The organism is Kribbella pratensis (assembly GCF_004366075.1).
Taxonomy (GTDB): Bacteria; Actinomycetota; Actinomycetes; order Propionibacteriales; family Kribbellaceae; genus Kribbella; species Kribbella pratensis.
Map to the genome: position 1 here is coordinate 362,270 of NZ_SODU01000003.1, position 25,381 is coordinate 387,650.

Below are 25,381 nucleotides of genomic sequence, written 5' to 3' on the forward strand. Positions count from 1 at the left end.
TCACCCCGCCTTGATGAAGTCGGTGACCGCGTCAGCGACCAGTTGTACGGCGATGGCGCTCAGCAGCAGACCCGCGATCCGGGTGACGAGCAGTACGCCGTTCTCCCCGAGGATCCGCATGATGACGCCGGAGAACCGCAGCGTCAGCCACATCACCAGATGGATCGCGATGATGCCGATCGAGATCGCGACCACGTCCGGCAGCGAGCCGTTCGCCCGCTGCACGAACACCATCGTGGCCACGATCGCGCCCGGCCCGGCGAGCAACGGCGTACCGAGCGGAACGAACGCGATGTTCACGTTCTTGGTCTGCACCGGGTCCTCGGCGGTGTCTGTCAGCAGTTGCAGCGCGATCAGCAGAAGCAGCAGGCCGCCGGCGCACTGCAGCGCGGGCAGCGTGATCCCGAGGCGGTGCAGGATCTGTTGCCCGAACGCCGCGAACACCACGATCACGCCGAACGCGACCAGCACGGCCTGCCACGCCGCCTTCTTCCGCACCGCGCGGGACTGGCCCGCGGTCAGTGAGATGAACAACGGCACGGTGCCCGGCGGGTCCATGATCACGAACAGCGTGACGAAGACCGAGCTGAACAGGCCGAGATTGATGACGCTGTTCACGGCAGGTAGGCCTCGGGAACAACGGAGCCGGAGGCCGCGGCGTTGGCCTTGGCAACGTCCAGCAGACGCTCGAACTGCTCGGGCTCGGTGGAGTTCACGCCCAGGTCGTGGTCGATCTTGCCGAGGCCGTGGTGGTCGCTGGAGCCGGTGTAGATGATGCCGAGGTTCCTTGCGATCGCTCGCAACGCCTCCCGCGACGCCGGCGAGTGGTCCTGGTGGTCGACCTCGATCCCGGCCAGACCGTGGTCCGCGACGAGGCCGGCCAGGTTCTCCTCGGTCATGACCTTGTAGCTCGACCGTCCCCACGGGTGCGCGATCACCGGCACGCCCCCGGCCTCACGAACCAGCTCGATCGCAGCGCCCGGCTCGAGCGCGTAGTGCGGCACGTGGCCGGCGCGGCCGTCGGCGAGGAACCGGTCGAACGCCTCGCTGCGGTTGGCGACCGTCCCGTTCGCGACCAACGCGTCGGCAACGTGCGGCCGGCCGACCGACGGCGTACCCGTCGCCTGGGCCAGCACTTCGTCGACGGTGAGCGGTACGCCGATGCTGTTCAGCCGGGCCACGATCGTCGGAATCCGGTCGGTGCGGCCCTCGCGAACCACCTGCAGGTCCTTGGCGAGCGGGGCGTACGTCGGGTCGAGGAGATAGCCGAGCAGGTGAACGCTGATCCCGTTGAGCTTGCAGGAGATCTCCAGCCCCGGGACGAACCCGATGCCGAGCTCCTCGGCGGCCCGCCGGCCGTCCACCCAGCCGTCGGCGGTGTCGTGGTCGGTGAGCGCGATCACATCGAGCCCGGCCTGCTGCGCGTGCCTCATCAGGACGTCCACCGTGTCGGTGCCGTCCGAACGGTTCGAGTGGGTGTGCAGGTCGATGCGCACGATGCGGGCCGCGTCCCTTCGCCGGAGGTCAACTGTCACCGCTGATGCTAGCCGCGTTCATCTCTGGGGCCTGGCACTTGTGCACAGAACACCTATCCTCGGGGTGCATGGAGCGCGTCGACTGCGTAGGTGCCCTGGTGTACGACGAGCAGCACCGGTTGCTCGTCGTACGGAGAGCGAACGAGCCGGGCCGGGGACTGTGGTCGATTCCTGGCGGCCGGGTCGAGTCCGGTGAGGACGATCCGACCGCGGTCGCGCGGGAGGTCGCGGAGGAGACCGGGCTGACCGTCGAGGTCGGCGATCTCGTGGGCGAGGTCGAACGGCCGGGCCCGCGCGGACAGCTGTACGTGATCCGCGACTACGCGGCGACTGCCGTGGGCGGCATGCTCACGGTCGGTGACGACGCGTTGGACGCGCGGTTTGTGACCCGCTCCGAGTTCGCGGCACTCCCGACCACGACGCTGCTCGTTTCCACGTTGGAGCAGTGGAACGCACTGCCCGGCTAACAGGTACTCAAGGGCACACGGCCGGTCGCGTAGGCCTCGGGAGTGACCCGCATCAGGGAGCGAAAGTCGGCGATCAGGTGGGATTGGTCGGTGTAGCCGGCGCACGCCGCGGCGTCGGACCAGGAGCGGCGAGCGTGCGCGATCACAGTGCGTACACGGGTGATCCGGGCGAAGTGCTTGGGCGACACGCCGACTGCCTCGCGGAACACGCGCCGCAGGTACCGCTCGCTCACTCCGAGGCGCTGAGCGGTCTCTCCTACTGTGCGTGGTGCTGCCTCTGATGCCAGCTCGGCGGCCGCTTCGCCTACGAGCTCCAAACGATCCGGCAGGCGGCGCGGCAGTCGCCCGAGGAGGAAGTCGCCGAGAACCTCGACGGCCTGCTCGGGTTCGTCCTTATAGGTGACCAGGCGCCCGGCGAGAGCGTTCGCCGACGACCCGGTGAGGTCGCTCAGCGGGACGGTCCGGTCGACCAGTTCGTCCGCGGCCGCGCCGAGCAACGGCAGCGCACGGCCCGGGCGGATCCGGAGTCTCAGGCACACCGGCAGATCCTTCGAGGTGTGGTACGCCGCTCTGGTGCGCGGTCCTGCGATCAGTACGTCGCTCTCGCCGGCGTGTGTCATCCGCCAGACGACCGTGGTCGCGGGGTCCGGCGGGAGGACGGTGATCGGCGTCGTTGGCGCCTGCAGCGCGACGTTCTCGATCCACGGGTGCACGCCTTCGAGCGTAACCAGGTGATCCGGGAGTTCCGTAGTACCGAAACTTCCTATCCACTGGTCGTTCTGTTGGTCAGGGTGGCGGCATGATTCTGATCACGGGTGCGACCGGCACCGTCGGCAGTGAGCTCAGCCGGCAACTGATTGCCAGCGGCATCCCGGTGCGCCGGATGACGCGAAAAGCCCTTCCCGACTTCGTCCAGGGCGACTTCGAGGATCCGGTTTCGTTGCGAAAGGCAATCGACGGAGCTGACACGATTTTCCTGCTGAGCGCGCCGGGACCATGGGTGCCGGATCACGACCGGGCTCTGGTCGCGGCCGCGATCGACGCCGGGGTGCACCGGATCGTGAAGTTGTCGGCGATCGGGAGCACCGACCAGGGGATGCCGGGGAACTGGCATGCGGCCGGTGAGCGTGCAGTGCGTGAGAGTGGCCTGGCGTGGACGATCCTGCGGCCAACCGGCTTCGCGTCGAACGTGCTGCGCTGGTTGCCGGCTGTGCGCACCGGGCAGCCGATTCCCAACCAGACCGGGGATGGTCAGCACGCGTTCATCGACCCTGCAGATGTCGCGGCGGTGGCAGCCGAGGTCCTGGTCTCCGGAGCCCACGATGGGCGCGTCTACACGCTGACCGGCCCCGCGCTGTTGAGCGTTCCGGACCAGGTGGCGGTGATGTCGGACGTATTCGGGCTGGCGTTGCGAGTGGTCGACGTACCGCTGGAGGTCTATGCGGAGCAGTTGCGGGCGGCAGATCTGGACGAGACGGTGGTGTCCGTCGCCCTACGAGGCGCAGCCCTGATCCGGAGCGGCGGCGAGCGGACGCTGACGAACGACGTCGAGCAGGTCCTGGGCCGACCAGCCAGGACCTTCCGGCAATGGATCGAGACGCACCGCACTCTGTTCAGCAGCACTTGAACAACGCTGAGGTCGACAACGCTGACGCAGCGGGTAATAGAGGAGACGCAGGTGGCGTAGGTGAACGACACTGAGGCATCGCATAGTCGACGAGACTCAGGTGGTTCGGGTGGACGACGCTGATGTGGTGCGGGCGATCGAGGAGAACGCGGCCGAGTTGCTGATGGCGATGGGCGCGGCGGGCGGTGGGTCGCAGCGGGTCGACGACCTTGCGGAGTGGACGATCGGTGGTTCGCCGATCGACTATCACAATGCGGTGGTGCGGGCGTCCTCTGTGGACGTGGTTGCCGAATCCCTGGCGGAGTTGAAGAAACACGGCGTACCAGGCAACTGGCATGTCGGGCCGTCGATGCCGATCGGCGGCGCGTCCCTGACCGCGGCGGGGTTCGTCGCAGCTGGGAGCGAGCCGGGGATGGCGGTGCGGATCTCGGAGCTAATCGCGCCCCGCGCCGTACCGGGGCTGTCGTTGACGCGGGTGCAGGACGACGAGTCGTTGACGGTGTGGGAGGCGACGCTCGGGCAGGGGTTCGGCGAGGGAGAGCGCGAGGCACGGTGGGTCGCGTCGGTGTACCGGAAGCTCGGGTACGACGACCCGTGGCAGCACTACCTCGGATGGCTGGACGGTACGCCGGTCGCGACCGCCACGGTGTACCTCGGGGCGGGCGTCGCCGGGCTGTACTTCGTGATGACGGTGCCGGAAGCGCGCCGGCGCGGGATCGGGGCAGCAATCACGTACGACGTACTGCGTGCAGCAGGCACGGAGTACGCCGTACTGGAATCCTCCCCCGCCGGGCGACCCGTATACGAGGCCCTCGGCTTCCGCGAGTACTGCACGATCGACCTCTACGAGTGGACCGGCTGAACGCTCTCTCCGGTCTGCGCGGTGTCGGCGGTACTGCGTTCGCGGAGTAGTAGGACCGCGTCGAAGAGGACGACGAGTGCTGTGAGCCCGTGAACGCCGAGTGCCGTGGCCGCGGGGCCGTGGTGGGTGAAGACGGTGATCATGTCGACGATCGGGACGATCGTGGTGATCGCCATGACGACCCCCGTCGAGCGCCGCTGGCCGAGCGCGAACAGGGCCAGGATGACGAGCCCGAGGGCGATGTCGCGAACGCCCTTCACCGCGAAGTACCCGGCGGCGGTGCCGGTCGGCCACGGGTCGATCCCGAAGCTCGCGGCGGCGCCATCCCCGCCGAACAACCCGTTGAACACGAACTGGGACCCGAACGTCAGCGGAAAGACACCAAGCAGAACCGTCAAGACGGTGGTAAAGCGGCGCATCGCAGTACTCCTCAACATCGCAGGACTCCTCAACAGCATGGGCAGGATCTAGCAGCGCTAGATTTCCTAGCGATGCTAACCCTGTCGTTGCTAGATTGTCTAGCACTGCTAGATCGGCTAGCAGCGCTAGACCAACTAGCAATGCTAGGATTTGGGCCATGCCGACTCAGTCACGCCGTGAACGGGCCCGTGCCGAGCGTCACGAGCTGATCCTCCGGACCGCCCGCGAGCTCGCCGAATCCATCGGCTGGGGCGCCGTCACGACCCGCCGGCTCGCCGAGGCCATCGATTACAGCCAGCCGGTCCTCTACGGACACTTCGAGAACATGAACGCGATCGCCGACGCCGTCGCCATCCAGGGCATCGAAGAACTGATCGCCGTACTGCGCTACGCCCGCACCAGCGCACCGGACCCCGCAGCCGGACTCAGTGCTCTGGCCAAGGCCTACCTCGAGTACGCGTCCAACCACCCGGCCGTCTACGAGGCGATCTTCGTCCGCCCGACCGACCTGGAATTCGCTAGCAGTGATAGCCCGCTGCTACTGAAGACCGCCTTCGCCGAGTTCCAGGCCGCCATCGAGCCCTTCGCCGCCGGCGAAGACCCCGAAACCCTCACCGAGGTCCTCTGGAGCGCCCTCCACGGCCAAGCCACCCTCGCCCACGCCCGCCGCCTCCGCCCCGGCCAACGTGACGCCCGGGTTGAGCTCCTCGTAGCCCGCCTTTCCGGAAAGAATTCGCCAACCAGCGCAAAATAAGTTCCGGAAAGCAGCGGACGCCCTGGTTGTCCACAGGGGGTACGGCGGGCACGCACGAAATCGGTCATCCTTGGCCGCGTGGAATGGTGGTGGATGCAACCGTTGCGCGAGAAGGGGATCGATGCGCTGATCCACGACCAGGGCCAGATCGTGTCGCGCGCCCAACTACTCGCCGCGGGCTGGTCCGAGCCGCGCATCAGAAGACCGTTGCGCAACAGGCGGTGGCGAGCAGTGCATCCCGGCGTATACGTCACGCACACAGGCCCGATCGGGTACGGCGAGCGCTTGCTGGCGGCCCTGTTGTACGCCGGGCCCGAGGCAGCGTGGAGTCATTACACCGCCGCGGAGCAACTCGGTCTGATCAAGCCGGATCCGGAGCGCCGCGTGTACGTGACCATCCCGGAGCACCGCAAGGTCCTGCCACGCGCAGGTCTCGTCGTTCATCGCGACGAGCACTGGGCCGCCCGTCTCGCCGCAGTCGCCCCACCGCGACGTACGCCCACGGAGGCGGTCCTCGACATCGTGGGCATCGCGCCGTCGCTGGACGAGGCGGCCGCGGTCATCGCGGAGGCGTGTCAGAGCGGCCGCGTCGGCGCAGAGGACATCCTGGGCTCGCTCGCGCACCGCCCACGTCTGCGACACCGCAGCAGTCTCCGGCCGATCATCGCCGACGTCGTCGCTGGATCACACTCGCTGCTGGAGATTCGCTACGCACGGGACGTCGAACGTCGTCACGGTCTGCCGCGCGGGCACCGGCAGCGATCCGTCGACCACGAGTTCACGGACGTGCACTACACCGGGTTCAGCCTGAACGTGGAACTCGACGGCCGGCTCCATCTCGTGCCGCAGCAGCGGTGGCGTGATCTCGATCGGGACAATCGCGCCACGCTACGGACCGAGGCGACGCTGCGCTACGGGTGGTTCGACGTCACGAATCGCGCGTGCGATGCCGCCGTACAGGTTCTCCAGGTTCTTCGTCGTACGAACCCGTTCCTCGACCCCACCCCCTGCTCACCCAGCTGCCCCATCACAGCTTTCCGGAACATTTCTGCCAGCTAGTGCACGCGGCAAGAAATGTTCCGGAAAGGGCGAGCTAGCTGTTCCAGCGCAATACCGCTGGGGAGCCTCGTTCCCAGCCCAGGGTGGAGATGGTGGCGGTGTTGAGGACGAAGTGGCGGCCTTCGGTGACGTCCAGTTCCAGCCAGCGGGCGGTGAGGCCGCGGAGGGCGTGGGAGTGGCCGAAGACGAGGACGTCTCCGGGTACGGCGGCCAGGCGGGCGTTGACGCGGTCGAGACGGGCGGCGACCTCGGCGGCTGTTTCGCCGTGGGGTACCGGATCGTCCCAGACTGTCCAGCCAGGGACGGTCTCCCGGATCTGGGCAGTGGTGATGCCCTCGTAGTCGCCGTAGTTCCACTCGACCAGGTCGTCGTCGACCTGCGCTTCGGGGAAGCCCGCGAGTTCCGCCGTACGCCGGGCGCGCTGCCGCGGTGATGTCAGCACCAGGTCGAAGGACTCCTCCGCCAGCCGCTCCCGCAGACTCGCGGCGACTCGCTCGCCGTCCGGTGTCAGCGGGAGGTCGGTGACGGACGTGTGCCGGCCCGACCGGCTCCACTCGGTTTCGCCGTGCCGGACCAGGAAGACCCGGTCTTTCCGCTCCTGTGTGGTCACGCCTGCATCCTCGCAGACCAGAGATCCACCGGCGCCGAACCCTTGACCGTTCGATCGATACAAGGCAAGGTGTAAAAACTGTAAGCGCTTCCACTTTTCCCAGGAGCGAACCCAGTGCCTTCCGGACCCACCGGCCGGCCGGCGACGATCTACGATGTCGCGGCCCGCGCGAAGCTGTCGATCGCGACGGTTTCGCGTGTCCTGCAAGGGACCGGGCCGGTGTCGGCGAAGGCGCGGGCGCGGGTGGACCAGGCGGCGCAGGAGCTGAACTACGTACCGCTGCGAGCCGCGCGGAGTCTCGCCGTACAGCGGCACGAGGCGCACGGGCTGGTGCTGCCGGATCTCGCCGGTCCGTTCTACGGCGACCTGCTGATGGGGTACGAGCGCTGGGCCGGTGAACACGGTCAGAGCGTCGTCATCACTGTCACGCACGGCAACCCGGATCCGCGGCGCACCGTGATGGACCTGGCCGGGCGTGTTGACGGGATCGTTGTCCATGGCAACGCTCTCGATCTGCCGACGGTGCAGGGGTTGCGGAAGGCCGGCGTACCGGTCGTGCTGATCGCGCATCCGCCGGTCACCGGATGCGACTCGGTGCGGAGCGAGAGCGCGGCGAGTGCCGAGCAGCTCACTACCAGACTGCTTGATCACGGGCGCGAGAGTCTTCTGTTCGTTGGTGATCCGGCCAGTTCGTACGACGTTTCCGAGCGGTACGCCGGGTTCGCGAAGGCGCATGAGCTCCGCGGGCTGCAGGTGCCGAAGCCGGTGCGGGTCCCGCTGACAGAGGAGGCCGGACGGACGGTTGCCGAGAAGATGCTTCAGGCAACCACCCGCAGCGGGCGCCGCGCGCTGGGCGGGGCAGGCGGCGGGGGCCGCGCGCTGGGCGAGGTGGGCGGGCGGGCGGATGGGTTGGTTTGTGCGAACGACGAGTTGGCGCTAGCGGTGCTGGCGATGTTCGGCGCGAATGGTGTCGGGGTGCCTGGGGAGATTGTCGTGACCGGGTGGGACGACGTGATGGCGGCTCGGTATGTGTCGCCGGGGTTGACGACTGTGCGGCAGCCGATGGCCGAGTTGGGGCGGGTGGCCGCGGAACGGCTGCACGAGCGGGTGACCGGGGCTCGGACCCGGGCGCGCAACGACGTACTGGCAACAGAACTGGTGCTGCGGGACAGCTGCGGCACGAGCCCGGGGGATGCACAGCAGTAACTCCGCAGTAATACGTGAGGAGACAACACATGTTCACCCACAGCATCCGCCGCCGGCTGGTGATCGGCAGCGCTGCACTGACCGCGACAGCGCTCGCCTTGGCCGGGTGTGGACGATCCGAGGACACGCCGAGCGGCGGGTCGCAACCGACCACGAGTGTCAGCGAGGGACCCGCGACCGGGAACCTGACCGTCTGGGCGATGGGCACCGAGGGCGAGAACCTGCCCAAGCTGATGGAGCAGTTCAAGCAGGCCAACCCGGGCGTCAACGTGACCGTCACCCCGATCCCCTGGGATGCGGCGCACAACAAGTTCACGACCGCGATCACCGCGAACACGCTGCCCGACGCGGCCATGGTCGGCACCACCTGGATGGGTGAGTTCGCCGACCTCGGCGCGCTCGACCCGACGCCCCAGGGCTTCGACAACTCCGGGTTCTACGAGGGCGCGCTCGACACCACGAAGGTCGGCGGAACGCAGTACGGCGTTCCCTGGTACGTCGAGACGCGGCTGGTGTTCTACCGCAAGGATCTCGCCGCGAAGGCCGGCTTCAGCACTCCCCCGACGGACTGGGACGGGTTGAAGGCGATGGCCAAGGCGATGAAGGAGAAGGCCGGCGCGAAGTACGGGATCAACTTGCAGCCGGGCGGCGACGGGTCCTGGCAGACGGTGATGCCGTTCGCCTGGTCGGCCGGCGCGAACATCACCGGGGACGACCAGAAGGAGTTCACCTTCGACACCCCGGAGATGCAGGAGGGGCTGAAGTACTACCAGAGCTTCTTCACCGAGAAGCTGGCCGGCACCGACCTGCCGCCGAACCAGACCGAGGCGCAGTTCGTGAACGGGCAGGTGCCGATGTTCATCTCCGGTCCGTGGATGGCGGGGTCGGTGGCGAAGGCCGGCGGCGACGCGATCAAGCCGAACATCGGGGTGTTCCAGATCCCGAAGAACAAGACGGCGACGTCGTTCGTCGGTGGGTCGGACTTCGTGGTGTTCAAGTCGTCGAAGAACAAGGACAGCGCCTGGAAGCTGGTCAAGTTCCTGTCCGACGCGAAGACGCAGGCGTCGTGGTTCAAGCTGTCGTCGGACCTGCCGGCGGTGAAGAGCGCGTGGGAGGACCCGAGTATCGCGTCCGACCCGCTGCTGCCGGTGTTCGGTAAGCAGCTCGAGGACGCCAAGGCGCCGCCGGCGATCGTGAACTGGGAGCAGGTCGCGAAGGCGTTCGACACCGAGGTCGAGAAGATGGCCAAGTCCGGCCAGTCCCCCGCCGACACCGCCAAAGCCATCCAAACCAAAGCATCCGCCATCGGCACGGGCGGTAGCTGAGTACGATGACTGTCGTCACCGATAGGCAGTCCCAGGCGGTACGGCGTAAGTCGCCGCCTGGGCGCCCGCGGCGCCGGATCACCCGCGAGGCCGCGGCTGCCTGGATTCTCGTACTGCCGTTCGTGGTGTTGTTCTTGGCGTTTACCGCGGGGCCGGTGCTCGGGTCCTTCGGGATGAGTTTCACTGACATCAAGCAGCGGGATCTGCGGACGCCGTTCTCGGTGAACGGGGTCGGGTTCGACAACTACGTGAAGGCGTTGTCGGACGAGACGTTCCGCAAGGCGGCTTTCAACACGGCGTACTTCGTGATCGTCGGCGTCCCGTTGACTCTGGTGGTGGCGCTGGGTGCGGCGGTGCTGCTGGATCGCGGCATCAAGCGGTTCCAGGCGCTGTTCAAGGTCGGCTACTACCTTCCCGTGGTGACGTCGATCGTCGCGATCGCGGTGATCTGGCGGTTCGTCCTGTCACCGGACAACGGTCTGCTGAACACCGCGCTCGGCTGGGTCGGCATCGACGGCCCGAACTGGCTGGCGTCCAAGACCTGGGCGATGCCGTCGCTGATCGCGATGGCGGTCTGGCGGAACTTCGGCTCCGCGATGATCATCTTCCTCGCCGGCCTGCAGGGCATCCCGGAATCGGTCGAGGAGGCCGGACAGATCGACGGTGCGGGCCCCTGGCAACGATTCCGGTACCTGATCCTGCCGTTGCTGCGGCTGACGATCCTGTTCAACTGCGTGACCATCGGGATCGGTTACCTGCAGTTCTTCGAGGAACCGTTCGTGATGACCAAGGGCGGTCCCCTGGACAGCACGCTCTCGGTGTCGATGTACACCTACAACCAGTTCGGCTTCGGGAACTACGGGCTGGCCACGTCGATGGCGTACATCCTGTTCGTCGTCATCGCGGTCGTCACGTTCATCCAGTTCCGGCTGCTGAGGGAGAAGTGATGCGCCGTACCTGGTGGATCTACCTGATCGGAGTGCTCGGCCTGGTCGCCGTCGCGGCGCCGTTCCTGTGGATGGTGCTCGGCAGCTTCAAGACCCAGGGCGAGCTGCTCCGGGTCCCGCCGACGTGGTGGCCGGACCAGCCCACGTCGCAGAACTACGACGAGCTGTTCAGCAAGGCGAACTTCCCGCGCTACTTCCTCAACTCGACCCTGGTCGCACTGGCCGTCACGGCAGGCAACCTGACGTTCTGCTCGATGATCGGCTACGCGCTGGCGAAGCTGCGGTTCAAGGGCCGCAACGCGTTGTTCGTGCTGGTGGTGGCCACGCTGATGATCCCGGGCATGGTCACGTTCGTCCCGCTGTTCGTCCTCGTCACCAACGCCGGGCTCGCGAACTCGTACCCCGGCCTGATCCTGCCGTTCCTGGTCTCGCCGTTCGGCGTGTTCCTGATGCGGCAGTTCTTCCTGGGGCTGCCCGACGACCTGATCGACGCCGGCCGCGTCGACGGCACCAGTGAGCTGGGCATCTTCGCCCGGATCATGCTGCCGCTGACCCGGCCCGCGCTGGCCACGCTCGGCATCCTCACCTTCCTCGGATCCTGGAACAACTTCCTCTGGCCGCTGGTGATCGCCCAGACCGAGGACAAGTACACGCTTCCCGTCGCCCTGGCGCTGTACTCGACCGGACAGAACGCGCAGAACTACGGCCTGTTGATGGCCGGCGCGGTCGTGGTCGTCGTACCGGTGCTGGTGATGTTCCTGGCCTTCCAGCGCCACGTCACCCGAGGCATAGCCATCACCGGACTCAAGTAGCACAGGTCCGGACTCGAAGAGGAGACCCCAGATGACCGCCATCATCAGTCGCCGCACAGTCTTAGCCGCCGGCACCGCCGCAACATTGATCGGAACCGCAACGCCCGCCTTCGGAGGAACGCCTTCACCGGCAGAGCTCTTGAAAGGCGGCTGGAAACCGAGTCGCGAGGACAAAGCCACTGTAGGCCGGTGGGCTCGTGACACCTGGCGCAGCATCGTCGCGATGACCGACGAGCACACCGGCCTGCCCGCCGACAACATCGGCGAATCGGTGACGAACCCGGTGCGCAGCAACTACACCTCCCCCACCAACATCGGCGGCTACCTGTGGAGCACGGTCGTCGCCAAGCACCTCGGCATCATCTCGCCGCAGGAGTCGCTGCGCCGCATCACGCAGACGCTGACGACCATGAAGAACGTCGTACATCACGAGCCGAGCGGCATGTACTTCAACTGGTACGACGAAGCCACCGGCGAGGTCCGGTACGTCGACCCTGACGGGACCAAACCGATCACGCCGTTCGTCTCGAGTGTCGACAACGCCTGGTTCGCCTGCGCGTTGATGGTCGTCCGCAACGCCGAGCCGGGAGCACGGGCGCTCGCGGACTCGCTGCTGAACAAGATGAACTTCGCGTTCTACTACAACCCCGCGGCTCGCCCGGGCGGCCTGATGCGCGGCGGCTTCTTCGAGACGCCACCGCCGGACGAGGAGACCGACAAGGGTAACCACGCCGGCGTCGGCCCGGACGTGTACTACCGCAAGTTCCACTACGACACCTGCAACACCGAGGCCAGGATCGCCGGGTACGTCGGGTTCGCGCTCGACCAGGTCCCGCACACGCAGTACTTCGCGACGTACCGCACCTTCCCGGACAGCTGCGACTGGTCGTGGGTGGAGCAGAAACCGAAGGGCGTGCACCGGACGTACCTCGGCCTCGACGTTTTCGAAGGCACGTACGACTACCGCGGGATGCGGATCGTCCCGTCCTGGGGCGGTGACATGTTCGAGTCGCTGATGCCCGACCTGTTCGTCCCCGAGTCGACCTGGGCGCCGCGCAGCTGGGGTATCAACCACCCGCTCACGGTCCGCGCGCACATCGAGCACGGCCTCGACGACGCGAAGTACGGCTACTGGGGTTTCTCGCCGGCCTCGAATCCCAAGGGCGGGTACTCCGTCTACGGCGTCGAGCCGCTCGGCATGGACCCGGGCGGCTACCCGTCCGACCTCGAGGGCACCAACTTCGACGGAGGCTTCGAGGGCTGCCGCGAAGGCACCAACCCGAACCCGACGTACGGCGACGGCGTCGTCACTCCGCACGCGGCGTTCCTGGCGATGGCGTACGCGCCGCGGCAGGCGATCGACAACCTGAGCACGATCGAGAAGACCCTGCACGCGTACGGCGGTGGCGGGTTCTACGACGCGGTCGCCGTCAAGTCAGGGCTGATCGCGAAGCGGTACCTGTCCCTCGACCAGGCGATGGTGATGGGTGCCATCGGCAACGTGTTCGGCGACAACCTGGTCCGGCGGAACTTCGCCAGCCGGACGGTGGAGAGCCGGATCCGTCCCCTGATCGGGATGGAACAGTTCGAATCCGGCCTCGAGTAACGGGAGACGACCTAGATGCAGCACGACGCCAAGACCGACTGGGACGAACGGATCGCGGTCCGCAGTGACGAGGACCGCGCGTTCGCCTTCCCGGAGCTCGATCCGCCGAAGGAGGTCACGGCGGTCGGCGGCGTCGGCCAGGTGACGATCGACTGGTCGCCGGTGGACGGCGCGGTCGGCTACCTGATCCTCAGGGGGACCGGAGAACGCGGTCCGCTGGAGCCGGTCGATCATCACAGCGGCGACGTGCTGTCGGTCCCGTCGCCGCCGTACGTCGACACCACGGGCACTCCGGGTACGCCGTACCGCTACGCCGTCGCGAGCGTGCCCGAGGTGACGACCCACGGGCGTCCGAGTCAGACCGTCGGCGCCGTACCACTGGTTGCCGGCGGCATCTCTCCACAAGTCACCGTGACCGTCGATGTGGTTGCCGAGGGCACTGAATTGCGGCCGCCGTGGGAGCCGATGGTCGGCAGCGAGCGGCTCAGCCAGCTGCTCTGCAAGGACCTGACCGGCGGGCACGAGATCGGCCGCGAACTCGAGGACGCGTTGCGCCGGATGCACGACGAGATCGGCGTGCGCACGGTCCGCGCACACGCGATCTTCCACGACGACACGCACGTGATCGACGGTGATTCGTACGACTTCTCCGTCGTGGATGCGATCTACGACAGGCTGCTCGCGATCGGGCTGCGGCCGGTGGTCGAGCTCGGGTTCATGCCGCGGGAGCTGGCGAGCGACCCGACGAAAACGGTCTTCGAGTACGGCGCGATCATCTCGCCGCCGGCGTCGTACCAGCGCTGGCACGACCTGGTCCGCGCGCTCGTGCAGCACCTGGTCGACCGGTACGGCCTCGACGAGGTGCTGACCTGGGACTTCGAGGTCTGGAACGAGGCCAACCTCGAGGTCTTCTGGTCCGGCACCAAGGCCGAATGGCTCCAGCTGTACGACGTGTCCGCTGCCGCCGTGAAGTCCGTCGACCCACGCCTCGCGGTCGGCGGACCGTCCTCAGCCGCAGCCGGCTGGGTGGACGACCTGCTTGTCCACGCCAAACGGTTCGGTACGCCGGTCGACTTCGTGTCCACGCACACGTACGGATCGCCGCCGCTCGACGTACGCGCGTCGCTGGAGCGGCACGGGTACGGCGATGCGCGCATCGTCTGGACCGAGTGGGGCGTGACGCCGACGCACTTCAACCCGATCAACGATTCGGTGTTCTCCGGAGTATTCCTGCTCCGCGGCATGCGGTCCGCGGCCGGGCGGATCGACGCGCTCTCGTACTGGGTCGCGTCCGACCACTTCGAGGAGCTCGGTCGGCCGCCGCGGTTGCTGCACGGCGGCTTCGGGCTGCAAACCGTTGGTGGACTGGCGAAACCGCGCTACCACGCGATGACGCTGCTCAGCCGGCTCGGGCCGGTCGAGCTGCCGGTGACGTACGACGGTGACGGCGGCGGGAGCCTGGTGGAAGCCTGGGCTTCCCGGGATCGCGACCGCATCGCCGTACTGCTGTGGAACCTGACCCTCGATCAGACCAAGTCGTCGGGGGCGCCAGAACTGACCAGGAGGGTTCAGATCCAGCTGCCCGGCGTTGATCCGTCTTGGCAGGCCACCGCAACGACCTTGGCGATCGGCGTCGGCGACCTTGCCGCTGCGGCGGCCGGTCTCAGCGACTGGCCGACCGACACCGAACTCGCCGACCTGGCCGAGCGCAGCCGGATGGTCAGTACCCCACTCGAGTGGAACGGTTCAGCCGTCGAGGTGACGCTGCCGATGCCAGCCGCGGTGCTGCTGGAGCTCCGTCCACGTCGAGCTTGACCGCCTCGTTGAGCCAGCGTTCGACGCCTGCGATGTGCACGGTCGCCCAGGCCTGGGCGACCTCGGGCTCGCGGGCGGCGATCGCCTCCAGGATCGAGCGGTGCTCCGCGACCGAGCGGCTGACCGCGCCGGTCTGGGTGAGGCCGCGCCAGATGCGCGCCCGGTAGGTCGGCTGCCGCAGGCTCTCGATGATCGAGGCCAACGTACGGTTCCCGCTGCCGATCGCGAGCAGCCGGTGGAACTCGACGTCGCAGGCGAGCTGGTCGTCTGCCGACGGGTCGTCGCCGAGGTCGTCCAGCAGCGCGCGCATCGCGGTGATCTCGTCGTCCGGCATCCGCAGCGCCGCCCGGGCCGCGGCAGCCGGCTCGAGGATCCGCCGTACCTCGAAGAACTCCAGCACCGAGGCGTCCTGGTGCAGGTCGAGGACGAAGCCCATCGTCTCCATCAGCAGCGACGGGTCGAGACTCGTCACGAACGTCCCGTCGCCCTGACGGACCTCGAGCACCCGGATCAGCGCGAGCGCCTTAACGGCCTCGCGCAAGGAGTTCCGGGACAGGCCGAGGCGGGCAGCGAGGTCGGCCTCACGCGGCAGGCGATCGCCCGGCCGCAGTTCACCGGCGACGATCATCTGCTTGATCCGATCGATCGCTTCGTCGGTGACGCGCATCGCCTCACCTCCTGAGTCTGCTGAGACATCCGATGTTCCGGCACGATACATCGGATGTCTAGGGCTGAATTGCCGGTTCAGGCCATGAATTATGGCGCTGAGGTGTTGACTGCGCCGAATACCTCCGACTATAGATCGGATGAATCAGTACATCCCCTGGAGGTCAGCGATGAAAGCAACACCAGTGCGGGCGCACCGCTGGGCCCTGAAGACCGGCATGGCCGCCCTGTCGGTTCTTGCCCTGACCACCGTCGCTGCCTGCGGGGGCAGCAACGATGGCAGTAGCGGTAGCTCCGGCGCAGCAGACAAGGCCGATCTGACCTGGTCGTTCTGGGTTGCCGGCGCCGAGGACCAGGCCGCCTGGCAGAAGGTCGCTGACCAGGCCCACACCGATCACGCCGGGATCACCGTCAAGCTCCAGGGCGCCCCGTGGGACAGCTACTGGTCGAAGATCGGGACCACGCTGGCCAGCGGCAAGGCACCCTGCATCATCGGCATGCAGAGTCTGCGGATGGCGTCGTACGCCAACGCGATGGTGCCGCTGGACGACCTGATGAAGAAGTACGGCATGAAGGCCGAGGACTTCGACAAGCCGATCATGGACGGCCTGAAGGCGGACGGGAAACAGATCGCGATCCCGTACGACTCCGGCCCGATGGTGATCTTCTACAACAAGGACATGTTCAAGGCCGCCGGCGTACCCGATCCGAAGCCGGGCTGGACGATGGACGAGTTCAAGGCGGCCGCGAAGAAGCTGACCGCCGCTGGGAAGACCGGCCTGGTGACGACCCCCGGCGACCTGGGCACCATGTCCTGGGTGCGGACCATGACCGGCGCCGAGCCGCTGGCCGACGGCAAGCTCAATCTGACCGACTCGAAGTTCGAGCAGGGCTTCTCGCAGTACGCCGACTTCGTCAAGACCGACAAGATCGCCCCGCAGGTGCCGGGTGGCAACCCGGACTTCGAGACCCAGCAGTTCACCGGCGGCAAGGCCGCGATGCAGCTGAACGGGCCGTGGTCGCTGATCGACACCAAGGGCAAGGTCAAGTTCAACCTCGGCATCGCGCCGATCCCGGCCGGTCCGGACGGCTCGAAGACCTACACCGCCGGCTCGGGCTTCGGCATCGCCCGGTCCTGCAAGACGCCGGACGCGGCCTTCCAGGCGATCATGTCGATGACCACTGAGAAGCCGCTGACCACGCTGGCCGAGGCGGGCCGCGCGTACCCCTCCCGCACCGCTGCGCACCCGGCCTGGTTCACCGCCGCGAAGATCGACGGCGCGAAGGAGACCATCGACTACGCCTCCGAGCACTCGGTGCCGCTGGTCACCTCGAAGAACTGGGTCCAGGTCGCCGACCTGCTCAACCGGTTCGGTACGCAGGCACTGAACGGTGAGATCCCGCCGGACCAGGCCCTGAAGACCATCCAGGACCAGGCAGGCGCTGGGTCGTAATGGCTCTGCTGATGCCACGCCTCCGGCGCGGCGGGTCATGGGGCTGTAACTCCCGGCCTTCCCTCGTCGCTCCGGTCGCTGCGCTCCCTGCGCTCCTCAGTCCAGGCCGGGAGGCCCCATGACCACCAACACCACAACCGTCGCTCCCCCGGGCGCACCTGAGGGTGCGCCCCGGGCGGGGCGCCGGCCCGCGTTGCGGCGGGACGGGCGGTATGCGTCGATCTTCCTGGCGCCGAGTCTCGGTGGGCTGGCGCTGTTCACGTTGTTCCCGACGGCGATGGCACTGGGCATCAGCCTGTTCGACTGGCCGGTGTTCGGCACCCGCTCCTTCCTCGGCTTCGGCAACTACTCGCACCTGCTGCACGACCCGGTGTTCCGCCGAGTGGTGCTGAACACGGTGCTGTTCGTGGTGCTGTACGTTCCGCTGAACGTGGTCGTCTCGCTCGGGCTCGCGGTCTGGCTGGGCCCGCAGATCAAGGGCCGGCAGGTGTTCCGGGTGCTGTTCTTCATCCCGGTGATGACGCCGATGGTGGCCAACGTGATGGTCTGGCGGCTGCTGTTCCAGCCCGGTGGGCTGATAGACGGCGGCCTGCAGAGCTGGTTCGGCATCGACGCGCCGAACTTCCTGGGCTCGTCGAACTGGGCGATGCCGGCGATCGTGGCGATGTCGATCTGGCAGGGTTTCGGCTACAACTTCCTGGTCTTCTCGGCCGCGATCGACCAGGTTCCGCAGTCGCAACTGGAGTCCGCCCAGATCGACGGCGCCGGGCCGCTGCAGCGGTTCCGCTACATCACCTGGCCGATGATCACCCCGTCGATGTTCTTCGCCACCACGATGACGCTGATCACCTCGTTCCAGGTGTTCGCGCAGCCGTTCATCCTGACCCAGGGCGGCCCGGGCGTGGCCACCCAGACCATCGTCATGTACGTCTACAACCAGGGCTGGCAGTTCCTCACGATGGGGCTGGCGTCGGCGGCCGGATGGGTGCTGTTCGTGATCATCATGGGCATAACCGCGATCCAGTTCTTCGGGCAGAAGCGGTGGGTGAACTATGACGTCTGAGACCAACAGCGCCGCCCGCAAGGTCCGCAGCGGCGTCTCGCACACCCTGCTGGTGATCGTGGCGATCGTCTTCCTCGGCCCCTTGGTGTACGCCGTGTCGACGTCGCTGAAGCCCGCCGACGAGGTGTTCACGCCGACACCGCACCTGTTCGGCTCCGAGATCCGCTGGAAGAACTACGCGGACGCGTTCACGTTCGCCCCGTTCGATCGCTACTTCCTGAACAGTCTGCTGGTGGCAGTGGCCGGCACCTTTGTGGTGGTCGCTGCCTCGAGCCTGTCGGCGTACGCCTTCGCCCGCTTGAAGTTCAGGGGCCGGGAGCAACTGTTCGTCCTGTTCCTGGGCACGTTGATGGTGCCGCAGGAAGTCCTGATCGTGCCGATGTACTGGCTGATGCAGGCGCTCGGCTGGGTGGACAGTTACTGGGCACTGATCCTGCCCTGGGCGTTCACCGCGTTCGGCACCTTCCTGCTGCGGCAGTTCTTCCTGACCGTCCCGGCCGAGCTCGAAGAGGCGGCCCGGGTCGACGGGTGCGGCCCGTTCGGGTCGTTCTTCCGGATCATGCTGCCGCTCGCGCGGCCGGCCATCGCCGTACTCACCGTCTTCACCTTCATCAGTTTCTGGGGCAGCTTCCTGTGGCCGTTGATCATCATCAACAGCGTCGAGGACAAGGGCACCGTGCCGCTCGGCCTGGCGCAGTTCGTCGGCCAGCAGGGCACCCAGTGGAACCTGATGATGGCGGCGTCGGTGATGGCGATGATCCCCACTGTGCTGCTTGTCGTCCTGCTGCAGAAACACCTCGTCCGCGGTCTGCTCGTCACCGGTCTGGGCGGCCGCTAATCCTTAAGGAGATGTGAGATGACCGACGCGCCTCCTGCGCACTCCGTCGAGAAGTTCCGCGACTGGCGGTTCGGCCTGTTCGTCCACTGGGGCCTGTACGCGCTGCCGGCCCGGCACGAGTGGGTGAAGAACCGCGAGAAGCTCACCGACGAGGACTACCAGCCGTACTTCGACCACTTCGAGCCGGACCTGTACGACCCGGCCAAGTGGGCCCGCGCCGCGCGCGAGGCCGGCATGAAGTACGCCGTACTCACGACCAAGCACCACGAGGGTTTCTGCCTCTGGGACTCCGAGGTGTCCGACTACACGGTGGCGAAGACCGCGTGGGGCAAGGACCTGGTCGGGCCGTTCGTCGAGGCGTGCCGGGCCGAGGGGCTGGGCGTCGGGTTCTACCACTCGCTGATCGACTGGCACCACCCGGAGTTCCCGATCGACCTCGTGCACCCGCAGCGCGACGACGAGGAGGCGATCGCGAAGGCGGCCGGGCGGGACATCCAGGTGTACGCCGACTACCTGCACGCGCAGACGCGTGAGCTGCTGACCAACTACGGGCCGATCGACATCATGTGGTTCGACTTCTCCTACCCCGGCCGGAAGTACCCGGACGGGCGGGACGGCCACGGCAAGGGCAAGGACGACTGGCGCTCGGAAGAGCTGATGGCGATGGTCCGGGAGCTGCAGCCGGACATCCTGATCAACGACCGGCTGGACATCCCGGGCGACTTCGTGACACCGGAGCAGTACCAGCCGGACGGGCCGATGCAGCGCGACGGCGTACCGGTGCTGTGGGAGGCGTGCCAGACGCTGAACGGCAGCTGGGGCTACGACCGGGACAACCTGGACTGGAAGTCACCCGAGCTGCTGGTGAAGATGCTGATCGACTCGGTCTCCAAGGACGGCAACCTGCTGCTGAACGTGGGACCGACCGGTCGTGGTGAGTTCGACCCGAGGGCGCTGGCGACGCTGGCGTCCATCGGTGAGTGGATGCGGCTGCACGAGCGCTCCATCCGCGGCGCCCGGCCCGCTGACGGTTATGTCGCCCCGGTCGACTGCCGCTTCACCCAGAAGGGCAATCGGCTCTACCTTCACCTGTTCTCGTGGCCGATGGGACACATCCACCTGCCGGGGCTGGCCGGCAAGGTCAAGTACGCCCAACTGCTGAACGACGCCTCCGAGATCAAGCGCATCGTCAACGACCCCCATCAGCAGGCACAGAACACCACAATGGGCGGCGTCGGGCCCGACGTACTCACCCTCAAACTCCCGATCCAGAAGCCGAACGTCCTCGTCCCGGTCATCGAGCTGTTCCTCAGCTGATCTCATTTGATGGGTTGACCCACCTGGTTCGGGGTTCCTCACCCTGGTTCCGGGTGGGGAACCCCTCATCTGGTGGGTCGGCCAGGCAAATTGGTGGGTCGGCCAGGCAAATGCGGACGGGCGGAAAGGCGGCTACTCGGCGGGAACCGGGCGGCCGGGTTGTTCGCCGCCGCGGGACTCGAGGTAGTTGTTTTTCGGGACCATGACCTTGCGGCGGAACAGGCAGACGACGGTGCCGTCCTGCTTGTAGCCCTTGGTCTCGACGTACACGACGCCGCGGTCGTCCTTGGACTTCGACTCCCACTTGTCCAGGACGAGCGTCTCGCCGTACACGGTGTCGCCGTGGAAGGTGGGGGCGACGTGCCGCAGGGACTCGATCTCCAGGTTGGCGATCGCCTTGCCGCTCACGTCCGGGACCGACATCCCGAGCAGGATCGAGTAGATGTAATTGCCGACCACAACGTTCTTCCCGAACTGGGTCGACCCCTCCGCGTAGTGCGTGTCCAGGTGCAGCGGATGGTGGTTCATGGTGAGCAGGCAGAACAGGTGGTCGTCGTACTCCGTCACCGTCTTACCCGGCCAGTGCTTGTAGACCGCACCGACCTCGAACTCCTCGTAGCTGCGCCCGAACTGCATCTCGGTTCCTCCTCGGCTCTGGCCTCCCGATGGGATTCCCCATGCTGCCGGGTCCGGGCGCCTCCGGGCCGTGGTGTGGCTCTCACCGGCGGGAGAGATAGGTCACCTCAGTCGACGGGCCGCTGCGTGGTCTGCTGCGCCTCGTGATTCGGCAACACCGGGTGCACCTCACCCTTCAGGGCGAGCTTGGCGAGGTGGTTGCGCGCCTCTTCTGCGAACTTGAAGTCGCAGAGTACGTCGTACGTTGTGGCCACCACGGCGGTCCGCGACGTGAAGTCCCGCCGGCCGGCCGACTGCGCGTACCCGAGGCCGCCGAACACCAGGCCGAAGAAGGCGCCGAGTACGACGCCGGTCAGCACCGCCGCGAGCCAGTTGTTGGTGGTGAAGAGCCCCAGCAGCAGGCCCACGAACAGCCCGAACCAGGCGCCGCTGGCCAGACCCGCCGCCAGCGCCCGGCCCCAGGTGAGCCGGCCGGTGATCTTCTCGACCTGACGGAGGTTGTTGCCGACGATGGTCGTGTGCTCGACCGGGAACTTCTCGTCCGAGAGATAGTCGACAGCTCGCTGTGCCTCCCGGTAGGTGTCGTACGTCCCGATCGTCAGGCCGGTCGGCCTGGGGTCCATCGAGGGCATGCCCTGCGTGGTCATCGTCGTTCCTCTCCACGTGCTTGCATCCCATCATTGCCGACGGCTGGTTACCGCGTCTTGATAGCCTCGCCGGTGATGACCGGGCGACGATGGGACATGGGCGCGACACGCCGTGTGGGACGGGTCTTCGCCCGGCGCGGCGACGGTCCCGGCCGTCCGCCGGACGACGTGGTCACCGGCAAGCTCGAGGGCGCCCTGGTCGACTGGGGGCTGTACCGCGACGGTGTCCGCGACACCCGGGTCAGCTCCTACACCGAGGCGCTCGACCGGGCGCAGCGCGGGCAGGGGTTCGTGTGGATCGGCCTGTTCCAGCCGACCGACCACCAGCTCGCCATCATCGGTGCGGAGTTCGGGCTGCACCCGCTGGCGCTGGAGGACGCTTACGAGGCGCACCAGCGCCCCAAGCTGGAGCGGTACGGCGAGACGCTGTTCGCAGTGTTCAAAACGGTCACGTATGTCCCGCACGACGACCTGACCGCCACCAGCGAGGTGGTCGCGACGGGTGAGGTCATGGTGTTCTGTGGACCCGGCTTCGTCGTCACGGTCCGGCACGGTGAGCACAGTGAGCTGACCGGACTGCGGCAGGTGTTGGAGCGGGAGCCGCACCGGCTCGCCACCGGTCCGGGCGCCGTACTGCATGCCATCGCGGACCACGTCGTGGACCGGTACCTGGAGGTCGCGGACGCCGTACAGGCCGATATCGACCTGATCGAGACGTCCATGTTCACACCGCGTGGCTGGCGGAACATCGACCGGGTCTACCAGCTGAAGCGTGAGGTGCTGGAGCTCAAGCGGGCCGTGGCGCCGCTGACCGGCCCGATGCGGGCCCTGGCCACGCTGCGGCACCCGCTGATCGCCGACGAGACGAAGAACTACTTCCGCGACGTCGACGACCACCTGCAGCGGGTGAAGGAGCAGGTGATCTCGTTCGACGAGCTGCTCAGCTCGATCCTGCAGGCCGGGCTGGCCCAGGTCCAGGTGGCCGAGAACGAGGACATGCGGCGGATCTCGGCGTGGGTGGCCATCCTCGCGGTGCCGACCATGATCGCCGGGATCTACGGCATGAATTTCGATTACATGCCGGAACTGCGGCTGAAGTACGCGTACTTCGTCGTACTCGGAGTGATGCTGGCGGCGTGCACCGTCCTTTACCGGTTGTTCAAGCGGAACCACTGGCTCTAGACACCCTCTGGGCCCGGAATTCGCTCCGCCCGGTCGGGTGAGTTGGCAACCTTTTGCCATGGCCAGGACTACTCCGGGATTGGAATGTTCAAACGGTTGTCCCGCGATCTCCTCCCTTGATTGAATTCCGGAATCGCATTCGGTCAGGGAGTGATTACTTTCCGCGACCAAATGCCGACCAGGGACAGGAGGGGATCGCGGTGCTTCGCATTCATTTCACGCCGCGCGACCTGACCCGGGTCACGGTCGCTACCACGCCGGCGCCGCTCTGGGAGGTGCTGCTGAGCCTGCACATGCTGCAGCACTCGGAAGGCCGGCTGATCTTCGAGGACTGGCGGCGCCATGTGCGGGCCACGGTCGCACCGGACCAGATGCGGCTGCTGCTCGAGCTGACCCCGTCGAAGGGCTACTCCCCCGACTTCCTCACCCCGGCAGAGCCCGCTCCGGACTTCGACACCGCCCTGGAGCAGGCACTGGCGACACCGCGGCAGCAGATCCGCAGCCAGCTCGACCTGCTCGCGCAGTACCGGCCGGCCTCCCCCTGGACACGGGAGCTGGCCCAAGGTGGCCGTACGTCGATGCAGAAGCTCGGACGGGCCATCCGGACGTATCACGACGCCGCGATCGCGCCGTACTGGAAATCGATCGGGACGCACGTGTCCGCCGACCACGCCCATCGAGGGGAGGCGTTGGCCCGGCACGGTGTGGACCGGCTGCTGTCGTCGCTGCATCCGCGGGTCCGGTGGGTCGCACCGGTCCTGCAGGTGCTGGACATGAACGACCGAGATCTGTATCTCGATGGCAGGGGAATCGAGTTGCAGCCTTCGGCGTTCTGCTGGCAGGTACCGACCAAGCTGCGGGACCCGGACCTCAAACCGATCCTGGTGTACCCGATCCAGCATGCGCCCGGGATCCTGCGGCAGACGCCGATGGAGCACCCGCCGTCGAGTGACCCGCTGGGAGCCCTGCTCGGGTCGACCCGGGCCGCCGCGCTGGAGGCGACCGTCAGCGGCTGTACGACGACGGAGCTGGCGAAACGCTGCGGGATCTCTCCGGCTGCCGCGAGCCATCAGGCGACGGTGCTCCGCGAGGCCGGCCTGATCACCACCCGCCGCGATGGCGCGTCGGTGCGCCACGAGATCACCCAGCTGGGCATCTGGCTGCTCTCCGGCCACGGCTCCGGCAACACCCGGCAAGTCCCGACCCGCAGTACGGCCTAGACCCTGCCCCGCCGTGCGCTGGGCCGACCGGCACCGCCCCGCCTGTCGACCCAGCGTACGGTCAGAGTTTGTAGTCCTCGAGCAGGCGGCGGCCGATGATCATGCGCTGGATGTCGGCCGTCCCCTCGCCGATCAGGAGCATCGGGGCCTCGCGGTAGAGGCGTTCGATCTCGTACTCCTTCGAGAACCCGTAGCCGCCGTGGATGCGGAACGAGTCCTCCACGACCTGCGAGCAGTACTCGCTGGCCAGGTACTTCGCCACGCCGGCCTCGAAGTCGTTGCGGGAGCCGCTGTCCTTCTTCCGGGCCGCCTTCACCATCAGCTCGTGCGCGGCCTCCACCTTGACGGCCATGTCGGCGAGCCGGAACAGCACCGCCTGGTGCTCGGCGATCTTCTTGCCGAACGTCTCGCGCTGCTGCGCGTAGGAGATCCCGAGCTCGAACGCCCGCCGCGCGACACCGCACCCGCGCGCGGCAACGTTCACGCGACCGACCTCGACGCCGTCCATCATCTGGTAGAAACCCTTACCCGGTACGCCGCCGAGGATCTGGCCCGCGTCGATCCGGTACCCGTCGAACACCAGCTCCGTGGTGTCGACGCCCTTGTAGCCCATCTTCTCGATCTTGCCGGGGATCGTGAGGCCCTTGTCGACCTCACCGAACCCGGGCTCCTTCTCGACCAGGAACGTGGTCATGTTCTTGTAGACCGAGTCCTGCCCCTCGTCGGTCTTCACGAGTACGGCGACCAGGTTCGACGAGCCGCCGTTGGTCAGCCACATCTTCTGACCGTTGACGACATAGCCGTCACCCTCGCGAGTGGCTTTCGTCTTGATGGCGGCGACGTCGGACCCGCAGCCCGGCTCGGACATCGAGAACGCGCCGCGGACCTCACCGGTCGCCATCCGCGGCAGGTACTTCTGCTTCTGCTCGTCGGTCCCGTGCTGCAGCAGCATGTACGCGACGATGAAGTGCGTGTTGATGATCCCGGACACGCTCATCCAGCCGCGGGCGATCTCCTCGACGCACAGCGCGTACGTGAGCAGCGATTCGCCGAGGCCGCCGTACTCCTCGGGGATCATCAGCCCGAACAGCCCGAGTTCCTTGAGTCCCTCGACGATCTCGGTCGGGTACTCGTCGCGGTGTTCGAGCTCGGTCGCGACCGGGAGGATCTCGGCCTCGACGAAGGCCCGGACCGTCTTCAGGATCTCTTCCTGGATGTCGGTCAGCCCCTCGGTCTGCTGCAACCTGCTCATCGTGCGTCTCCTTCGGCCGGCTTACCCGCGAGTATCCTCGCTATCAGCATCCCGGCACGAG

The 25,381-nt window shown here is 67.2% G+C and carries 26 protein-coding genes; 17 read left to right on the plus strand and 9 right to left on the minus strand.

The annotated features are described in order from the left end of the window. Together EV137_RS25755 and EV137_RS25760 are read right to left on the minus strand one after the other, a co-directional pair. Nucleotides 1–618 carry a MarC family protein gene (locus EV137_RS25755; RefSeq protein WP_133785617.1) on the minus strand — a complete coding sequence of 206 codons (618 nt, stop codon included), beginning with the start codon at nt 616–618 and terminating at the stop codon, nt 1–3. Beyond that, complete coding sequence (locus tag EV137_RS25760; protein WP_311136382.1) at nt 615–1,535, minus strand: PHP domain-containing protein; 921 nt, start codon at nt 1,533–1,535, stop codon at nt 615–617. Before EV137_RS25760 ends, EV137_RS25755 begins: the two co-directional genes overlap by 4 nt. A gap of 68 nt (nt 1,536–1,603) precedes the next feature. Between EV137_RS25760 and EV137_RS25765 the strand changes: the two genes are divergently transcribed. Then, complete coding sequence (locus EV137_RS25765; protein WP_134131118.1) at nt 1,604–2,002, plus strand: NUDIX hydrolase; 399 nt, start codon at nt 1,604–1,606, stop codon at nt 2,000–2,002. Here the strand turns inward: EV137_RS25765 and EV137_RS25770 are convergent. Next, nucleotides 1,999–2,715 (minus strand): helix-turn-helix transcriptional regulator, encoded by a 717-nt coding sequence (locus EV137_RS25770; protein ID WP_134131119.1) that lies wholly within the window; start codon nt 2,713–2,715, stop codon nt 1,999–2,001. The two genes, EV137_RS25765 and EV137_RS25770, sit on opposite strands and share 4 nt — an antisense overlap. 86 nt (nt 2,716–2,801) lie before the next feature. Here EV137_RS25770 and EV137_RS25775 point away from each other — a divergent pair, with 86 nt between their 5' ends. Continuing rightward, on the plus strand, nt 2,802–3,629 hold the full coding sequence (locus tag EV137_RS25775) for an NAD(P)H-binding protein (protein ID WP_134131120.1): 828 nt from the start codon (nt 2,802–2,804) through the stop codon (nt 3,627–3,629). 109 nt (nt 3,630–3,738) lie between these two features. Beyond that, a complete protein-coding gene (locus EV137_RS25780; protein WP_134131121.1) occupies nt 3,739–4,491 on the plus strand; it encodes a GNAT family N-acetyltransferase in 753 nt (250 codons plus the stop codon). Here EV137_RS25780 and EV137_RS25785 read toward each other — a convergent pair. After that, the gene (locus EV137_RS25785; protein ID WP_134131122.1) at nt 4,473–4,910 is read right to left on the minus strand and encodes a DUF4267 domain-containing protein; all 438 of its coding nucleotides are present in this window, start codon (nt 4,908–4,910) and stop codon (nt 4,473–4,475) included. The two genes, EV137_RS25780 and EV137_RS25785, sit on opposite strands and share 19 nt — an antisense overlap. A gap of 158 nt (nt 4,911–5,068) precedes the next feature. Here EV137_RS25785 and EV137_RS25790 point away from each other — a divergent pair, with 158 nt between their 5' ends. After that, nucleotides 5,069–5,665 (plus strand): TetR/AcrR family transcriptional regulator, encoded by a 597-nt coding sequence (locus EV137_RS25790; RefSeq protein WP_134131123.1) that lies wholly within the window; start codon nt 5,069–5,071, stop codon nt 5,663–5,665. Between the two features lie 78 nt (nt 5,666–5,743). Then, nucleotides 5,744–6,724 carry a putative endonuclease domain-containing protein gene (locus EV137_RS25795; protein ID WP_134131124.1) on the plus strand — a complete coding sequence of 327 codons (981 nt, stop codon included), beginning with the start codon at nt 5,744–5,746 and terminating at the stop codon, nt 6,722–6,724. Between the two features lie 34 nt (nt 6,725–6,758). On the opposite strand, the gene EV137_RS25800 is transcribed toward EV137_RS25795, so the two are convergent. Then, nucleotides 6,759–7,334, minus strand: a complete 576-nt coding sequence (locus tag EV137_RS25800) for a histidine phosphatase family protein (protein WP_134131125.1) — start codon at nt 7,332–7,334, stop codon at nt 6,759–6,761. A gap of 114 nt (nt 7,335–7,448) precedes the next feature. On the opposite strand from EV137_RS25800, the gene EV137_RS25805 reads away from it, so the two are divergent. The 6 genes from EV137_RS25805 to EV137_RS25830 are packed head-to-tail and all read left to right on the plus strand — an operon-like array spanning nt 7,449 to nt 15,045. After that, nucleotides 7,449–8,540 (plus strand): LacI family DNA-binding transcriptional regulator, encoded by a 1,092-nt coding sequence (locus EV137_RS25805; RefSeq protein ID WP_134006938.1) that lies wholly within the window; start codon nt 7,449–7,451, stop codon nt 8,538–8,540. Between the two features lie 29 nt (nt 8,541–8,569). Then, complete coding sequence (locus tag EV137_RS25810; protein ID WP_134006936.1) at nt 8,570–9,865, plus strand: sugar ABC transporter substrate-binding protein; 1,296 nt, start codon at nt 8,570–8,572, stop codon at nt 9,863–9,865. Between the two features lie 5 nt (nt 9,866–9,870). Beyond that, nucleotides 9,871–10,812 (plus strand): carbohydrate ABC transporter permease, encoded by a 942-nt coding sequence (locus tag EV137_RS25815; protein ID WP_166680019.1) that lies wholly within the window; start codon nt 9,871–9,873, stop codon nt 10,810–10,812. Then, the gene (locus tag EV137_RS25820) at nt 10,812–11,624 is read left to right on the plus strand and encodes a carbohydrate ABC transporter permease (RefSeq protein WP_134006934.1); all 813 of its coding nucleotides are present in this window, start codon (nt 10,812–10,814) and stop codon (nt 11,622–11,624) included. The genes EV137_RS25815 and EV137_RS25820 overlap by 1 nt, the downstream gene beginning before the upstream one ends. A gap of 31 nt (nt 11,625–11,655) precedes the next feature. Next, a complete protein-coding gene (locus tag EV137_RS25825; RefSeq protein ID WP_134006932.1) occupies nt 11,656–13,230 on the plus strand; it encodes a glucoamylase family protein in 1,575 nt (524 codons plus the stop codon). Between the two features lie 15 nt (nt 13,231–13,245). Then, complete coding sequence (locus EV137_RS25830) at nt 13,246–15,045, plus strand: GH39 family glycosyl hydrolase (protein WP_134131126.1); 1,800 nt, start codon at nt 13,246–13,248, stop codon at nt 15,043–15,045. On the opposite strand, the gene EV137_RS25835 is transcribed toward EV137_RS25830, so the two are convergent. After that, entirely contained in the window at nt 14,951–15,712 is a 762-nt protein-coding gene (locus EV137_RS25835) for a FadR/GntR family transcriptional regulator (RefSeq protein WP_134131127.1), read from the minus strand. The genes EV137_RS25830 and EV137_RS25835 overlap by 95 nt on opposite strands. A gap of 169 nt (nt 15,713–15,881) precedes the next feature. On the opposite strand from EV137_RS25835, the gene EV137_RS25840 reads away from it, so the two are divergent. The 4 genes from EV137_RS25840 (at nt 15,882) to EV137_RS25855 (ending at nt 20,383) form a co-directional block, all read left to right on the plus strand. Further along, nucleotides 15,882–17,165 (plus strand): ABC transporter substrate-binding protein, encoded by a 1,284-nt coding sequence (locus EV137_RS25840; protein ID WP_166680020.1) that lies wholly within the window; start codon nt 15,882–15,884, stop codon nt 17,163–17,165. Between the two features lie 118 nt (nt 17,166–17,283). Continuing rightward, on the plus strand, nt 17,284–18,228 hold the full coding sequence (locus tag EV137_RS25845; protein WP_134006924.1) for a carbohydrate ABC transporter permease: 945 nt from the start codon (nt 17,284–17,286) through the stop codon (nt 18,226–18,228). Further along, nucleotides 18,218–19,066, plus strand: a complete 849-nt coding sequence (locus tag EV137_RS25850) for a carbohydrate ABC transporter permease (protein ID WP_134006922.1) — start codon at nt 18,218–18,220, stop codon at nt 19,064–19,066. Before EV137_RS25845 ends, EV137_RS25850 begins: the two co-directional genes overlap by 11 nt. An 18-nt stretch (nt 19,067–19,084) precedes the next feature. Further along, nucleotides 19,085–20,383 carry an alpha-L-fucosidase gene (locus tag EV137_RS25855; RefSeq protein ID WP_134131129.1) on the plus strand — a complete coding sequence of 433 codons (1,299 nt, stop codon included), beginning with the start codon at nt 19,085–19,087 and terminating at the stop codon, nt 20,381–20,383. Nucleotides 20,384–20,515: 132 nt separating this feature from the next. Here EV137_RS25855 and EV137_RS25860 read toward each other — a convergent pair whose 3' ends face one another. Together EV137_RS25860 and EV137_RS25865 are read right to left on the minus strand one after the other, a co-directional pair. Further along, on the minus strand, nt 20,516–21,019 hold the full coding sequence (locus tag EV137_RS25860) for a MaoC family dehydratase (RefSeq protein ID WP_134006918.1): 504 nt from the start codon (nt 21,017–21,019) through the stop codon (nt 20,516–20,518). 107 nt (nt 21,020–21,126) lie between these two features. Beyond that, a complete protein-coding gene (locus EV137_RS25865) occupies nt 21,127–21,666 on the minus strand; it encodes a YflT domain-containing protein (RefSeq protein ID WP_134006916.1) in 540 nt (179 codons plus the stop codon). 75 nt (nt 21,667–21,741) lie between these two features. On the opposite strand from EV137_RS25865, the gene EV137_RS25870 reads away from it, so the two are divergent. Both EV137_RS25870 and EV137_RS25875 read left to right on the plus strand, forming a co-directional pair. After that, nucleotides 21,742–22,848, plus strand: coding sequence for a magnesium and cobalt transport protein CorA (locus EV137_RS25870; protein WP_134006914.1), 1,107 nt, complete (start codon nt 21,742–21,744; stop codon nt 22,846–22,848). A 200-nt stretch (nt 22,849–23,048) separates the two neighbouring features. After that, nucleotides 23,049–24,068 carry an ArsR/SmtB family transcription factor gene (locus EV137_RS25875; protein WP_134131130.1) on the plus strand — a complete coding sequence of 340 codons (1,020 nt, stop codon included), beginning with the start codon at nt 23,049–23,051 and terminating at the stop codon, nt 24,066–24,068. 61 nt (nt 24,069–24,129) lie between these two features. On the opposite strand, the gene EV137_RS25880 is transcribed toward EV137_RS25875, so the two are convergent. Further along, a complete protein-coding gene (locus EV137_RS25880; RefSeq protein WP_134131131.1) occupies nt 24,130–25,320 on the minus strand; it encodes an acyl-CoA dehydrogenase family protein in 1,191 nt (396 codons plus the stop codon). Between the last annotated feature and the right edge of the window lie 61 nt (nt 25,321–25,381).